Consider the following 12,660-nt stretch of genomic DNA (forward strand, 5'->3'; position numbering starts at 1 on the left):
TCGCTGCCCATTGGAGGCACATAATGCATCTTCTTGCCGCCACGCCTGGAAGTATCGACAACGGCCAAGAGCCTGTTGATCTAGGCCAAACCCCAGCGGATATCGTGTTCATCTCTGCCGCCGATACCGAGCTTGCGGCCCTATCCGCCGCGCGTGGGGAGCTGGCGTCACCCGCCACGTTGCGCTTGGCGTCGATGATGCACTTGATGCACCCGATGTCCGTCGATCTGCACATTGAAGCCTGCGCCTCGAAATCCAAACTGGTGATCGCGCGCGTTTTGGGTGGCACGGGGTATTGGAAATACGGCGCAGAACAATACGCAGCCCATATGCACGACGCGGGCATCCCTTTGGTGCTGCTACCGGGGGATGACAAACCGGACGCCGAATTGCGCGGACTGTCGACCGTATCCGATGAGGATTACGACGCACTTTGGGCCTATCTGGTGGAAGGTGGCCCCGCCAATTGCGAAAACTTCCTAACCTACGCTGGCGCGATGATTTCTGCGGCAGAGAAGCCGTCCCCTGCCGCGCCATTGCTTCGTGCTGGCGTGTATTGGCCGGGGTCGGGGATTGCCGATCTGTCTGCCGCGCAAGAGGCATGGACCGACGGCGCACCAATCATCCCGCTGATATTCTACCGCGCGTTGGTGCAGGGCGCAGGGCTGAACCCCGTGAACCGGTTGGTGAAGTCTTTGCTGCGTTCTGGGCTGAACCCTTTGCCGGTTTTCGTGGCCTCGCTGAAAGACCCCGTTAGCCTTGCCACCGTGGAGAGCCTGTTCACGCAAGCCCCACCAGATGTGATCTTGAACGCGACGTCCTTCGCCACAGGCTCTCCGCATCAAGGCGATGCAGAAGCTTTCAACCCGCTGGCCGCCCCATTCGCCAACCAAGCGCCGATCTTTCAGGTGATCTTCTCCGGCTCCTCCGAAGAGGCATGGGAGGAAGGCCTCACCGGCCTGTCCGGCCGCGACATTGCGATGAACGTGGCCTTGCCGGAAGTTGACGGGCGCATCCTGTCGCGCGCCGTTAGCTTCAAGGGCGAAGCCTACTTCGACGACGCAACTGAGTGTCCGATCGCAGCCTACCGCGCCCGCGGCGACCGCATCCAGTTCGTAGCCGATCTTGCAGCCAACTGGGCCAAACTGCGCCGCGCCAAAACCGAAGACCGCAAGGTCGCACTGATCCTTGCCAACTACCCCAACAAAGACGGGCGCTTGGCCAATGGCGTAGGGTTGGACACGCCCGCGGCCACCTCACATGTCTTGGGCCTGTTGGCGGGCGAAGGCTATACCGTTGATGATGCCCCCGCCGACAGCAAGGCCTTGATGGACCGCATCATGGCGGGGCCGACCAACTGGCTGACAGATCGCGCAAACCGCGATGGCGGCGAAGCCCTGTCGCTAAAGGCGTACACAGAAAACTACACCAAGCTGCCCTACGCGTTGCGCCAGCAGATGGAGGACCGCTGGGGCGCGCCGGACACCGACCCTTTCTTTGACGGCAGCAGTTTCAAACTATCGATCCACCGCTTCGGCAATGCCGTCGTGGGGCTACAGCCGGCACGTGGCTACAACATTGACCCAACCGACACCTACCATTCGCCGGACTTGGTGCCGCCGCATAACTACCTCGCGTTCTACTTTTGGCTGCGCCAAGAATTCGGCGCCCATGCGATTGTGCATATGGGGAAACACGGCAACCTAGAATGGCTACCCGGCAAGGCGCTGGCCCTATCTGAGGAATGCTGGCCCGAGGCCGTCCTTGGACCTATGCCGCATGTGTATCCGTTTATCGTAAACGACCCGGGCGAAGGCACCCAAGCCAAGCGTCGCGCACAGGCCGTGATCATTGACCACCTGACCCCGCCGATGACACGGGCGGAAACCTACGGGCCTTTGAAAGACCTAGAGGCCTTGGTCGATGAATATTATGAGGCTGCAGGCGTGGACCCGCGCCGGATCGAACATTTGCGCCGCGAAATCCTGTCGATGACTTCTGCCACAGGCCTGTCGGAAGACGTTGGCTTTTCGGGGGACGAAGACGGTGATCTGGCCAAGCTCGATGCATATCTGTGCGAGTTGAAAGAGGCGCAAATTCGCGATGGGTTGCATGTGTTCGGGATCTCTCCGACCGGTGAACAAGCGAGAGATTTGACCATCGCTTTGACACGCGTGGCACGCGGTGACGGCAAGGGGGCGGATGCTTCGCTTATCCGCGCATTGGCGGACGATTTGGAGCTGGGTTTTGATCCACTTTCCGCTGATTTGGCCGAGCCGTGGACCGGTCCGCGACCCGCAATTTTGACGGGCGACAAATGGCGCAGCACCGGCGACACCGTGGAGCGTCTGGAAGACTTGGCCATCCGGTTGATGGCAGGCGAAACACCTCCCGGCCCTGCAAGTACGACAGTGATGGATCACATCCGCGATCACGTATCCCCGACCGTCGAAGCCTGTGGGCCTATGGAGGGCGCGGGCCTTCTCAGCGCCCTCAACGGGCATCTCATAGCCCCTGCCCCTTCCGGTGCGCCCACCCGTGGGCGGATGGATGTGCTGCCGACGGGGCGCAACTTTTTCTCCGTAGACAGCCGTGCGGTTCCGACTCCCACCGCTTGGGCATTGGGCTGGAAATCCGCCAATCTGCTGATCGAGAAACACCTGCAAACCCACGGCGACTGGCCCCGCGCCTTGCTGCTGAACGCATGGGGCACCGCCAACATGCGCACCGGCGGTGACGACATCGCACAAGCCTTGGCGTTGATGGGGTGCAAGCCGAAATGGGACGCCGCAAACCGCCGCGTCACCGGCTTTGAAATCCTGCCAATGGGTGTGTTGGGCCGCCCCCGCGTGGATGTTACCTTGCGGGTTTCGGGCTTCTTCCGCGACGCCTTCCCGCAGCTCATCGCGTTGGTCGATAGCGCTGCGCGGGCCGTCATGGAGATGGACGAGCCAGAAGCCGATAACCCTGCCGCCGCCCGCTTCCGCGCTGAAGGACAAAGCCACCGCGTCTTCGGCTCTAAACCGGGCGCATACGGGGCGGGGCTACAGGCCATGATTGACGAGCGTCTGTGGTCCGACAAATCCGATCTGGCTGAGGCCTACCTCGAATGGGGCAGCTACGCCTACGGCAAAGACGCAGAAGGCACCCGCGACCGCGCAGGGTTCGAGACGCGTTTGAGCCAAGCCGAAGCCGTGGTGCAAAACCAAGACAACCGCGAGCATGACATCCTAGACAGCGATGACTACTACCAGTTCGAAGGGGGTGCCGCTGCCGCAATTGAGACAATCCAAGGCCAAGCCCGCCCGATCTATCACAATGATCACTCCCGCCCGGAGCGCCCCGTCATTCGCACGCTCGACGAAGAAATCGGACGCGTTGTGCGCTCTCGTGTGGTGAACCCGAAATGGATCGAAGGCGTCAAACGTCACGGCTACAAGGGCGCGTTTGAGATGGCCGCATCACTGGATTACCTGTTCGCCTTTGCTGCCACGACCGGAGCCGCCAAGTCGCATCACTTTGATCTGGTGCATCAGGCCTATATTGAGGACGACGACACTCGCGACTTCATCGAGGAACACAATCCCACGGCCCTGCGCGAAATGGCGGAGCGGTTGAACGAAGCCATAGAGCGCGGATTATGGGTGCCGCGATCCAACTCCGCCCGTGCGTTGATCGACAGTCTAAGATGAACTCAGCACAGAATATCTGCGCGAAGATAAGCCACATCACCACTGACGGTGGATCGAACCACATGGCATCCCGTCACGCGTTCAATCGCAGTGGCCCCCGCCGCAAAAACTTCGCGCGCCTTTGGGCGGCGCATCATGTTGGTACGGTAGGCCTCGGCGCTGTCGCCTTTGTGCCTGACGGTGAAACTATATTGTCCAACTTGAACTGTTTCCTTAGCGCCCCCCATCAACCCAACGCTGGGGGTAGAGCATGAGCAGAACAACAAGAAAATCGCCAAAAATCGCATGGCACATCCCAATCCAAAACCAAGATATCCAACGCTAGAACCCACGTACTTAACAATCCGTTACCGTCTTAAGGCTTGCATCACACGCCAGCCTCTAACAGGTTAAACCAACAGACATCCGGAGCGCATCATGACCAACGAAACCCCAGACGACCTGTCACGCCACGCCACCAAGATGGCCAAGAAGAAAGCCGCGCGTGACAAAATCATGGCCACCAAAACCGACAAACGCGGGCTGATCATCGTGCACACCGGCAAGGGTAAGGGCAAAAGCTCCGCCGCCTTTGGCATGATCTTCCGCTGCATCGCGCATGACATGAAATGCGCCGTGGTGCAGTTCATCAAAGGCGGCATGAGCACCGGAGAGCGCGACCTGATCCTTGGCAAGTTCTCGGACACCTGCGAGTTCCACACCATGGGCGAAGGCTTCACATGGGAAACTCAAGATAAATCCCGCGACATCGAGATGGCCCAAGCTGCATGGGAAAAGGCCAAAGACTTGATCCGCGACCCATCTAACCACATGGTTTTGCTGGATGAAATCAACATCGCATTGCGGTACGACTACATCGACATCAACGAAGTCGTGACCTTCTTGGCGGAAGAAAAGCCCGATATGACGCATGTCGTTTTGACGGGCCGCAACGCCAAGGAAGAGCTGATCGAGATTGCCGATCTGGTCACCGAAATGGAACTGATCAAGCACCCGTTCCGGTCCGGCATCAAAGCGCAAATCGGGGTGGAGTTTTAGACACCAGCCCTTAGCTGCGCTCGCCCATTTCGCGGGTTTGCGACAGGGTCATTCCTGTCGACAAAACTTCATCGTCGAGCTGCACTTCAATCAATGACAACACTCCCGCCGTCTGCGCCTGTGCGAAGGCGGCGGCGAAATCCTCTGTGCGTGTGACCGTCTGCCCCTCGCCGCCGTAGGCCCGCGCCAAGGCTGCAAAATCGGGATTGGCGATCATCGTTCCAGACACTCGCCCGGGATAGGTTTTCTCTTGGTGCATGCGGATGGTGCCGTATTTTCCGTTGTTCACCACGATGACAATCACCGCCGCGCCGTGTTGGATTGCGGTCGACATCTCGTTGCAGGTCATCTGGAAACACCCGTCCCCAGCAAAGCAAATCACCGTTCGGTCAGGGTGCTGCAACTTCGCGGCAATCGACGCGGGGAAGCCATACCCCATGGAGCCGGACGTCGGGGCCACCTGCGTTTTGTAGCGGCGGAACCGATGGTAGCGATGCACGAAAGCGGCGTAGTTTCCCGCCCCATTTGTCAGAATTGCATCCTTAGGTAGGTGCTCGGACAGCCAAGGGATGATCTGTTCCATTTTCACCGGACCGGGGGTTTCTTTGGGCTGCTGCCACGTCTCATAATCCGCACGTGCAGCCGCGCGCCAATCTGCCCAATCGCCCGCTTTGCCATTCGCATCTGCAAGCGCAGATATGAGCGCCGCACTGTCGCATGCAATTGCTAGATCTGGTGCGTAAACATGGCCCGGCTCGTCAGGGCTGGGGTGGGCATGAATAAGCGTTTTGCCTAAGTCGGACGGGTCCAGCAGCGCGTAGCCATTGGTCAGAATGTCCCCAACCCGTGCGCCGATCACCAACAGCAAATCCGCCTCTTGCAGACGCTTGGCCAACGCGGGGTTCATCCCCACGCCAAGGTCACCTACGTAGTTCGGGCTATCGTTGTTCAGATGGTCTTGTCTGCGAAAGGGAACGGCCACGGGCACATCCATACGATCCGCAAAACGTTCTAAATCTGTAGCGGCCTCTTGCGACCAGCTTGGCCCGCCCGCAATCACCAACGGGCGCTTGGCCCGCCCCAACCTGTCGATAATTGTCGTGACCTGCGCAGGTGCAGGCATTGCCGTCGCGACCTGTACCACCGGCCGGTCAGCGACATCGGCCATCGCCGATAACATGTCTTCCGGCAAGGCCAGAACCACCGGCCCGGGTCGCCCCGACATCGCAACCTGAAACGCCCGAGAGATATACTCGGGCAAGCGCTCTGTCTGATCAATCTCGGTCACCCATTTGACCAAGCCGCCAAACATTTGCCGGTAATCGACTTCCTGAAACGCCTCGCGGTCACGATGGTCCCGCGCAATCTGCCCTACAAACAGGATCATCGGGGTGCTGTCTTGCATGGCCACATGCAACCCAGATGACGCATTCGTGGCACCGGGGCCACGCGTCACAAAAGCGACCCCCGGTGTGCCCGTCAGCTTGCCATGGGCTTCCGCCATCATCGCCGCGCCACCTTCTTGGCGGCACACGACATTCTGAATTCCGCTGTCATAGAGGCCGTCCAACGCCGCCAAAAAGCTTTCACCCGGCACCGAGAACACACGTTCAACGCCTTGAATTTTCAGCTGCTCGGCGAGGATCGCGCCGCCCTGTCTAACTGCCATCAGTGTCTCCAATTCAATTGACATAGTCTTTGAGCAGGCCAATGCCATTTGCAACGCAAATCGACCTTAGGCGAACGCGAAGCTCCGCGGTTGCGCATAGGGTGCGCGGCATACACGAGCCCCCTCGGGCTTGGACGACCGCATCCTCACAAGCAGGTATTTGCCTGAAAATCTGCGGGGATATTGTCGACACCATCCAGAACCAAATCCGCCATCACCTGCCCGATCTTAGGGGCCATACCAAAGCCGATTTTAAAGCCCCCATTTACCACAAATGTGCCGTCCTCAAACGGGTGCTTCCCCATCATGGGGGCACGCGTGCGAGACCGAGGGCGCACCCCTGCCCAGCGCGCAACAATTTTCGCCCCGCCCAGCAGCGGAACGCCAGCAACCGCCCGCGCATGGACGTCATCAAGAAGCGCATCAGTCGACGCGGGCGCATCGAAGTACCGCTCCGACGTCGACCCGATCGCCACAGTCCCATCCGAATGCGGCACCACATGCACCCCATCAAAGAACAACTGCGGCAAACCGCTGGCGTCATACTCCAGCAACGCCGCCTGCCCTTTCACGCCATTCCCAACCTCGCGGGTATGTTGCGCCGTCATCGCCGCCAATCCGTCAACACCTGTTGCGTGAACCACCGCACCCTCTTGCGCACCGGCGCGAACGATCTCCCCCCCCCGCGCCTCAATGGCCCCAGCCAACGCCAAGCAGCTTTGACGCGGATGCAACCGCGCTGACAGCGTGTCAAACACCACTTGGCCCGTGGGGGACGCAGGGCACCAATCGCCGGACACCGCCTCTACCCGCCATTCCGCAGCCCCGTTCCACAGCGATTTGGCGTCCTCCGTGCGAAGCCGCGCCAAGGCAAGCCCCGCATCGTTCAAAATCGGCTGCACCCGCCCCAACCGCGCATATCCGGTGGTTAGACCAGAGGCCTCTTCGACCACGCGCCAGAAGTCTGCAGCCATCAAGAGGCTCTCCAGCTGGAACTGCTTTTTGTCCTCCCAGCGCTCGGGGGTGTGCGGGGCCAAAGCGCCCACGACCCCGCCTGACGAACCAGCTGCCACCCCGTTTGGATCAATCACGCGGACCTTCGCGCCGCGCTGCACACAGGCCCATGCCACAGACAAACCGAACACGCCCGCCCCCAGCACTGTTACTTCTGCTCTGGACAAGATTGTCCCCTTTGCTCAGTGTCGATCAGTGGACATCTAAGGCAAAGCATCATGAGCGACCAGACAGCAGATCTAGAATGGCGTGACGGCGTGATTCCGGTCTCGACTCGCTTCGACGACCCCTATTTCTCTCTTGGGGGCGGGCTGGATGAAACCCGCCATGTCTTCCTTGCTGGAAATGACCTGCCCAATCGTTACCGCGACGGGTTCCATATAGCAGAGCTGGGCTTCGGCACCGGCCTGTCCCTGCTTACCGCCCTGCAAGCATTCACCGGTGAGGGGACCTTGCGCTTCACCAGCTTCGAGGCCTTCCCCATGGCGCGCGCGGATATGGAACACGCCCTCAAAGCCTTTCCAGACCTCGACCCCGCGCCTTTGCTGGACCATTGGCCTGCCACCGAAATTCGCACTGAACGCCTGCATGCCACCATCATTCTGGGCGATGCCCGCGAGACTTTGTCGAATTGGGACGGCAAAGCCGATGCGTGGTTTCTGGACGGGTTTTCCCCTGCAAAGAACCCCGAGCTGTGGTCCCCAGAGCTGATGAAGGACGTCGGCGCGCATACCGCCCCCAACGGCACTTTCGCCACCTATACCGCCGCCGGACATGTCCGGCGCAGCCTCGCAGAGGCGGGCTTCGAGGTGACCCGAGTGCAAGGATTTGGCCACAAGCGCCACATGAGTGTCGGAAGCCTTAAGTGAGCGGCAACGACACCAAACGCGGCATCATGTTGATGTCTTTGACCATGCTGGTCTTCGCCAGCCAAGATGGAATCTCGCGGTATCTGGCGGACGAATATAACGTGATGATGGTTGTCATGATCCGCTACTGGTTTTTCGCCATTTTTGTGCTGACGATTTCGGCCAAACGAGCAGGGTCCATCAGAAACGCGGCACGCACCGAGCAACCGGTTTTGCAGGCCTTTCGTGGCATTCTACTGGCATTGGAGGTCTGCGTCATGGTTGCGGCTTTCACCTTGCTTGGACTGATCGAAAGCATGGCGATCTTTATCTCCTACCCACTGATTGTTGCCGCCCTATCCGGCCCAGTATTGGGTGAGAAGGTAGGCTTCTACCGCTGGGCGGCGATTGGCATTGGCTTTCTCGGCGTCATGGTGATTTTGCAACCAAGCAACGGTGTGTTCACCCTATATGGGCTGGTTGCCATGGCCTCGGCGGTGATGTTTGCGCTTTATACGCTGCTCACCCGATATGCGGCGCGCAAAGACAGCGCCGCCACAAGCTTCTTTTGGACCGGCGCGGCAGGGGGTGTCACAATGACATACATCGGGATTTGGTACTGGGACAACATGACCCCAACCGATTGGTTGTGGATGTTGGCGCTATGTATCACAGGGGCCACCGGTCACTTCTTGCTGATCAAGACCTATGAGGTGGCCGAGGCCTCCGCCGTTCAACCCTTTGCCTACTTACAACTGGTATTTGTGTCGGTGATCGGGTTTTTTGTTTTCGACGAAGACCTGCGAGTGAACGTCGCAATCGGGGCGGCGCTTGTCATTTGCGCGGGGGTGTTCACCCTGTGGCGGGCGCGCCGCGCTACTGTTTAAGCTGGTCGCTGAGTTTGATGTCGTCCACTTGGCCCTTCAGCCGCGCCCGATAAGGGGCGAAGCTTTCGGTGACGCGCATCACGTAGTTCCGTGTTTCGCGAAACGGAATGCCTTCAATCCAGTCCACCACATCTACGTCCACTCCCCGAGGATCGCCAAACAAGGTTGGCCACCGCTCGGCGCGACTTGGGCCCGCGTTGTAGCCTATCGACATCAAAACTGGGTTGGCCGCAAAGCGTTCTGACAAGCTCCGCAAATAGGCCGTCCCCAAACGCGCGTTATACGCGGGGTCTTGCGTCAGGCGTGATCTCTCGTAGTCCTCGCCGATAACACCTGCGACCTCCTTCGCGGTGTTCGGCATCAATTGCATCAACCCGCGCGCCCCCGCGCCACTGACCACCACCGGATCGAACTCGCTTTCGCGCCGTGCAATGGACAGCGCGAATTCTTCGGGGATGTCCATTTTGATCCCCTGAGGTACCGATAACGGGAAGTAGCCGTGATACAGCTCAAACCCCTGCCGCGCGGCCTGTTTGGCCAGCATCAAGGCGATATGAGGTTCCTCCCATTCCAGCGCCATGTCTATCATCTGCGCTATGCCCGTGCGCGACTGACTCTCAGCGAGATGCACCAAAAAGCGCTCTGACATGCTGCGAAGACCCGCACGATGCAAGGCTTCTGCCGCGTCAAAAACAGTGGTTTTCGTGAAATCCGCACCGCGCCAATCCGGAAAAACCTCAGTGCCGGCCATATCCGCGTCACGCGGCACCCCCGCGCGTTCGGCGGCGAGTTGTCCGTAGAAGGAGGATTGGTACAGCGCCCCGAATTCATATGCAGCCTTGGCAATATCCGCATCCCCTTGGGCGTCATAGGCGCGGCCCAGCCAGTACCCCGCACGACCCAGTGAGATCGGGGTCTCTACCGCCGCCTGAAAACTGTTGAAATGTGCGAGCGCCTGCTTAGGCGAGTTCAACTTGCGCAAAGCCAAGAACCCCGACAGCCACTCCAGATCGGCATAGGCCGACCCCGCCGTCAGGAAATGTTGGGACGCCACCGCATAGGCTTGCGCGTGGTCCCCGTTTCGCATCAGTTGCCGTGCCAAAGAGCGGCGCCTGTCCGCCCATTCTATCGGTCGCCCCAAATCCTGCACTGACAGCGATCGTTCCAGCAAAATTTCCACTGCGCCCTCAACACGACCCTTGCGGGCCCGCCACAAGAACCGCTCAAAAGCTAGCCCTGCGTCTTCGGCCAGCGACGCGGGCACCGCCTCGATCAACGCATCTACGCCCGCAACTCGTTCGCGAAGGCCAAGACGGGCGGCGGCAAGCTTAGACCATGCCTCAGGCACCAATGGATACATCCGGCGTGCAGGCACATCCTTGCCTCTCCACAGCAACATATCCAGCCGGATCGTGTGCAGGTCTTTCAGGTCATCCCCATGGCGGCTGACAAAGGCGTTGTGCTCGGCTTGGGCAAGATTGAACAGCTGCCACGCCCGTCGTGCTTCTTGAACTGCCTCGTCAGCGCGGCCTTGTGCCGTCAACGCCTCAATCAGGCGCAGGGATCCCGTGCCGGTTTGCGGAATGGTATCGCCAAAGAATTCCAGCACCAGTTGCGGGGCAATCCCTTCGCGGGGGATCGAATATTCGCACCTCAGCCGCAACAGAGGCAACCCGGGCCAATCGCCATTTCGGCCTAGAAAATCAACACATTCGCTGAAACTTCCCTGCCGCCCGCGCATTCGCATCCAGTCCAGAACTTCGCGCTCTGTCGGGTCGAACAACTCTTGACGCAATTGCTGCACTTTGTCCCAATCACGGGCCCCCGCAGCAGACACGGCTTGGGAAAGCGGTGACACCTCTTGCGCCACCACGCCGCCCACACAGCCCATCCAGACCGCCAGAACACATGCCAGACCCCGTGCAATCACAATCACCCTTTCGCGCAACCCGTTTTCTACTACCTAGGTGGTTATTGAAACCATGCAACTCACATAGATGACATCAACCCCCTTGCAGCGGCGTTCCGCCAACGGTATCGGAGAATTGAAACAACTTAATCAAAAGGAGAACGTGTCATGTTCAAAGGCTCAATGCCCGCACTGGTGACGCCGTTTAAAAACGGCTCGGTGGATTTTGACGCGCTCAAACACTTGGTTGAGTGGCATATCGAAATGGGGTCGCACGGGTTGGTGCCAATGGGAACCACTGGCGAAAGCCCTACCGTCAGCCATGACGAGCATGACGCAGTGGTTGAGACCGTGGTGAAAACCGCCGCAGGTCGTGTGCCGGTGATCGCAGGCGCCGGCTCCAACAACACAGCTGAAACAGTGCGTCTTGCCCAGCACGCCAAAGAGGTCGGCGCGGATGCCGCCCTTGTAGTTACGCCCTACTACAACAAACCCACCCAACGTGGGTTGAAAGCGCATTTCACCGCCGCTGCGGACTGTGGCATCCCGATCTTCATCTACAACATCCCGCCTCGGTCGGTCATCGACATGACCCCTGAAACCATGGGCGAGCTGGCCAAGCATCCGATGATCATTGGCGTGAAAGATTCCACGGCAGACATCGCGCGGGTCTCTCAACAGCGCATCACATGCGGCAACGACTTCTTGCAGTTCTCGGCAGAGGACCCTTCGGCACTGGGGGCACATGCCCATGGCGCAATCGGGTGCATCTCGGTCACGGCGAATGTGGCCCCGAAGCTTTGCGCCGAGTTCCAAAACGCAATGGCTGCTGGCGACTACAAAACAGCCCTGAGCTACCAAGATCGCCTTATGCCGTTGCACAGCGCGATCTTTATGGAGCCAGGTCTTGTAGGGGCAAAATACGGCGTGTCCTTGCTGGGGAAATGCTCCGAAGAGGTCCGGTCCCCGCTGACGCCACTCGAAGACAGCACCAAGGCGGCCATCAAGGCAGCAATGGTCCACGCCGGTCTGATCAACTAAATTCGCAGGGCGCTCTAGACGCGCCCTGCCTACCGGCCCTATATCCATCAAATGGCCAAGAAACCCAAATCAGCAGAAGAGCGTAATTACAAAGTCGTGTCGGAGAACCGGCGCGCCCGCTTTGACTATGCCATCGAAGACGACATCGAGTGCGGCATCATGCTGGAAGGTTCCGAGGTCAAATCCCTGCGCACGGGCCAAGCCCAGATCGCGGAAAGCTACGCCGCCGTGGAAGAAGGCGAGCTGTGGTTGGTCAACAGCTACTTCCCCCCCTACGAGCAGGCCAAAACCTTCACACATGAAGAACGCCGCCGCCGCAAGCTTTTGGTGAAACAAAAAGAGCTGGCCAAACTTTGGTCCGCCACCCAGCGAGAAGGCATGACGCTTGTGCCGATGGTCTTGTACTTCAACCACAAAGGCCGCGCGAAGATTAAGATCGGCATCGCTAAGGGCAAAAAGCTGCACGACAAACGCGAGACCTCTGCCAAACGCGACTGGCAACGCTCCAAGGCGCGGTTGATGAAAGAGAACAGGTAAGGGTGGTTTTGGGTGAATGACGGGT

The 12,660-nt window shown here is 59.4% G+C and carries 10 protein-coding genes; 6 read left to right on the plus strand and 4 right to left on the minus strand.

What is annotated here, in order from left to right:
* Nucleotides 1-23: 23 nt before the first annotated feature.
* Nucleotides 24-3,692, plus strand: a complete 3,669-nt coding sequence (gene cobN, locus Q0746_RS07605; RefSeq protein WP_298258865.1) for a cobaltochelatase subunit CobN — start codon at nucleotides 24-26, stop codon at nucleotides 3,690-3,692.
* A 2-nt stretch (nucleotides 3,693-3,694) separates the two neighbouring features.
* Here the strand turns inward: cobN and Q0746_RS07610 are convergent, their stop codons facing one another.
* A complete protein-coding gene (locus Q0746_RS07610; protein ID WP_298258867.1) occupies nucleotides 3,695-3,979 on the minus strand; it encodes a hypothetical protein in 285 nt (94 codons plus the stop codon).
* Between the two features lie 130 nt (nucleotides 3,980-4,109).
* Here Q0746_RS07610 and cobO point away from each other — a divergent pair, with 130 nt between their 5' ends.
* Complete coding sequence (gene cobO, locus Q0746_RS07615) at nucleotides 4,110-4,730, plus strand: cob(I)yrinic acid a,c-diamide adenosyltransferase (RefSeq protein WP_298258869.1); 621 nt, start codon at nucleotides 4,110-4,112, stop codon at nucleotides 4,728-4,730.
* Nucleotides 4,731-4,740: 10 nt separating this feature from the next.
* Here cobO and Q0746_RS07620 read toward each other — a convergent pair whose 3' ends face one another.
* Both Q0746_RS07620 and Q0746_RS07625 read right to left on the minus strand, forming a co-directional pair.
* On the minus strand, nucleotides 4,741-6,399 hold the full coding sequence (locus Q0746_RS07620; protein WP_298258871.1) for a thiamine pyrophosphate-binding protein: 1,659 nt from the start codon (nucleotides 6,397-6,399) through the stop codon (nucleotides 4,741-4,743).
* Nucleotides 6,400-6,545: 146 nt separating this feature from the next.
* Nucleotides 6,546-7,580, minus strand: coding sequence for an FAD-binding oxidoreductase (locus tag Q0746_RS07625; RefSeq protein WP_298258873.1), 1,035 nt, complete (start codon nucleotides 7,578-7,580; stop codon nucleotides 6,546-6,548).
* A 51-nt stretch (nucleotides 7,581-7,631) separates the two neighbouring features.
* Between Q0746_RS07625 and mnmD the strand changes: the two genes are divergently transcribed.
* Both mnmD and Q0746_RS07635 read left to right on the plus strand, forming a co-directional pair.
* Entirely contained in the window at nucleotides 7,632-8,282 is a 651-nt protein-coding gene (gene mnmD, locus Q0746_RS07630) for a tRNA (5-methylaminomethyl-2-thiouridine)(34)-methyltransferase MnmD (protein ID WP_298258875.1), read from the plus strand.
* A complete protein-coding gene (locus Q0746_RS07635; protein WP_298258877.1) occupies nucleotides 8,279-9,148 on the plus strand; it encodes a DMT family transporter in 870 nt (289 codons plus the stop codon). The genes mnmD and Q0746_RS07635 overlap by 4 nt, the downstream gene beginning before the upstream one ends.
* On the opposite strand, the gene Q0746_RS07640 is transcribed toward Q0746_RS07635, so the two are convergent.
* On the minus strand, nucleotides 9,138-11,096 hold the full coding sequence (locus tag Q0746_RS07640; RefSeq protein WP_298258879.1) for a lytic transglycosylase domain-containing protein: 1,959 nt from the start codon (nucleotides 11,094-11,096) through the stop codon (nucleotides 9,138-9,140). The genes Q0746_RS07635 and Q0746_RS07640 overlap by 11 nt on opposite strands.
* A gap of 129 nt (nucleotides 11,097-11,225) precedes the next feature.
* Here Q0746_RS07640 and dapA point away from each other — a divergent pair, with 129 nt between their 5' ends.
* Together dapA and smpB are read left to right on the plus strand one after the other, a co-directional pair.
* The gene (gene dapA / locus Q0746_RS07645; protein ID WP_298258881.1) at nucleotides 11,226-12,098 is read left to right on the plus strand and encodes a 4-hydroxy-tetrahydrodipicolinate synthase; all 873 of its coding nucleotides are present in this window, start codon (nucleotides 11,226-11,228) and stop codon (nucleotides 12,096-12,098) included.
* A gap of 51 nt (nucleotides 12,099-12,149) precedes the next feature.
* Nucleotides 12,150-12,635: an SsrA-binding protein SmpB gene (smpB, locus tag Q0746_RS07650; protein WP_298258883.1), complete on the plus strand. Its 486-nt coding sequence runs from the start codon at nucleotides 12,150-12,152 to the stop codon at nucleotides 12,633-12,635.
* The last annotated feature ends 25 nt before the right edge of the window (nucleotides 12,636-12,660 follow it).

The sequence above is a fragment of the uncultured Litoreibacter sp. genome, assembly GCF_947487515.1.
Lineage (GTDB): Bacteria > Pseudomonadota > Alphaproteobacteria > Rhodobacterales > Rhodobacteraceae > Litoreibacter.

What these genes read in the sequence shown, in the direction of transcription:
- Q0746_RS07610 (WP_298258867.1), bottom strand. Translation starts at nt 3,979, where the DNA reads ATGCGATTTTTGGCGATTTTCTTGTTGTTCTGCTCATGCTCTACCCCC.
- cobO (WP_298258869.1), top strand. Translation starts at nt 4,110, where the DNA reads ATGACCAACGAAACCCCAGACGACCTGTCACGCCACGCCACCAAGATG.
- dapA (WP_298258881.1), top strand. Translation starts at nt 11,226, where the DNA reads ATGTTCAAAGGCTCAATGCCCGCACTGGTGACGCCGTTTAAAAACGGC.
- smpB (WP_298258883.1), top strand. Translation starts at nt 12,150, where the DNA reads ATGGCCAAGAAACCCAAATCAGCAGAAGAGCGTAATTACAAAGTCGTG.
- cobN (WP_298258865.1), top strand. Translation starts at nt 24, where the DNA reads ATGCATCTTCTTGCCGCCACGCCTGGAAGTATCGACAACGGCCAAGAG.
- Q0746_RS07620 (WP_298258871.1), bottom strand. Translation starts at nt 6,399, where the DNA reads ATGGCAGTTAGACAGGGCGGCGCGATCCTCGCCGAGCAGCTGAAAATT.
- mnmD (WP_298258875.1), top strand. Translation starts at nt 7,632, where the DNA reads ATGAGCGACCAGACAGCAGATCTAGAATGGCGTGACGGCGTGATTCCG.